Consider the following 1678-nt stretch of genomic DNA (forward strand, 5'->3'; position numbering starts at 1 on the left):
GTCATCGTGAGCGGCGTGTCCTCGCCGCGGCTCGCCATCAGCGAGATCGCCGCGAGCACCGGCACCGTCGGCTGGCATACCGAGATCACGTGCAGGTTGCGCGCGCCGATGTGACGGATGAATTCCTGGATGTACGCGATGTAGTCGTGCAGGTGGAACGGGCCCGTCTCGACCGGCACCATCCGCGCGTCGATCCAGTCGGTGATGTAGACCTTGTGATCCTGCAGCAGCGTGCGTACGGTGTCGCGCAGCAGCGTCGAGTGGTGGCCCGACAGCGGCGCGCAGACCAGCACGACCGGCTCGTCCTTCAGTTGCGTGACGGCGTCGGCGTCGTCCGAATAGCGCTTGAAGCGCAGCAGGCGGCAGAACGGCTTCTCGATGATCGTCTGCTCGACGATCGGGATGTTGTGGCCGTCCTTGACGATCTGATGAATGTTGAATTCCGGCTTCTCGTAATCCTTGCCGAGCCGATACATCAGCTCATAGGCAGCCGCCATCCGCGGGGCACCGGGCATCAGCGAGAACGGGCTGGACGGATTCGCGAACGACTTCGAGGCGGCCTGGGCCCAGGCCGTGAGCGGGCTCAGCATCGCCCGCTGGAATTCGTGCAGTTGGTAAAGCATGCAGGCTACTCCCGCGTGGGGGACGGTGCGCAAGGGCGGCGTGAGGCGTCGCGGCGTGCCGTGTGGGTCAGCGACCGGCCATGTTGCATTGCAGCCGGACAATCTCGCCGATCATATCGGACAACGATCGGTGGTGCAATGCAACATTTCCCCGGGTTTTCATCAAAGTGTTGCGATTTGACGATCTCTGAACAAGGCCCGCGCGCGCCGTTCAGCGGCCCGTAGCCACGGCCGGCGCGGGCTGGCCGGCCGCGCGCGCCATCGCGTCTTCATGGTGCATCAGGTTCATCGCGGTGTGCACGAGCGCCACGTGCGAGAACGCCTGCGGGAAGTTGCCGACGAGCCGCCCGGCGACCGGGTCGTATTCCTCCGCGAGCAGCCCGAGGTCGTTCGACAGCGCGAGCAGGCGGCTGAAGAGCCGATGCGCGTCGTCGATCCGGCCGAGCAGCGCATAGCTGTCGACCAGCCAGAAGCTGCACGCGAGAAACGTGCCTTCGCCCGGCGGCAGGCCGTCGTCGTATTCGGTCGTGCGGTAGCGCATCACGAGCCCGTCGTGCAGCAATTCCCGTTCGATCGCCTCGACCGTGCCGACGATGCGCGGGTCTTCCGGCGGCAGGAAGCCGAGCTGCGGCAGCAGCAGCACGCTTGCGTCGAGCTCGTCGCTGCCGTAGCTCTGCGCGAACGCCTGCTTGCCTTCGTGCCATGCGTTGGCGCAGACGTCCGCATGGATCTGCTCGCGCAGCGCGCGCCAGCGGTCGAGCGAGCCGGGCAGCCGGAACATCTCCGCCGACTTGATCGCGCGGTCGAACGCGACCCACGCCATCACCTTCGAGAACGTGAAATGGCGACGGCCGCCGCGCGTTTCCCAGATGCCTTCGTCGGGTTCCTGCCAGATCTTCTCGAGGTGATCGAGCAGCGCGCACTGCACGGACCAGACCGTGTCGTCGGCCTGCAGGCCGCCCACGCGCGCAAGGTGCAGCGCGGCCATCACCTCGCCGAACACGTCGAGCTGGAGCTGGTTCGCGGCGCCGTTGCCGACGCGCACCGGCAGCGAG

The 1678-nt window shown here is 66.7% G+C and carries 1 protein-coding gene and 1 pseudogene; both read right to left on the reverse strand.

Annotation, left to right across the window (positions count from 1 at the left end):
- Nucleotides 1–623 (reverse strand): annotated as a pseudogene (locus JMF90_RS36125) (polyhydroxyalkanoate depolymerase); the annotation flags it as partial.
- 211 nt (nucleotides 624–834) lie between these two features.
- Nucleotides 835–1678 (reverse strand): glycoside hydrolase family 15 protein (locus JMF90_RS36130; RefSeq protein ID WP_201326255.1); only part of this gene is annotated, 844 nt, incomplete at its 5' end.

The organism is Burkholderia sp. E168m23 (assembly GCF_016586125.1).
Taxonomy (GTDB): domain Bacteria; phylum Pseudomonadota; class Gammaproteobacteria; order Burkholderiales; family Burkholderiaceae; genus Burkholderia; species Burkholderia orbicola.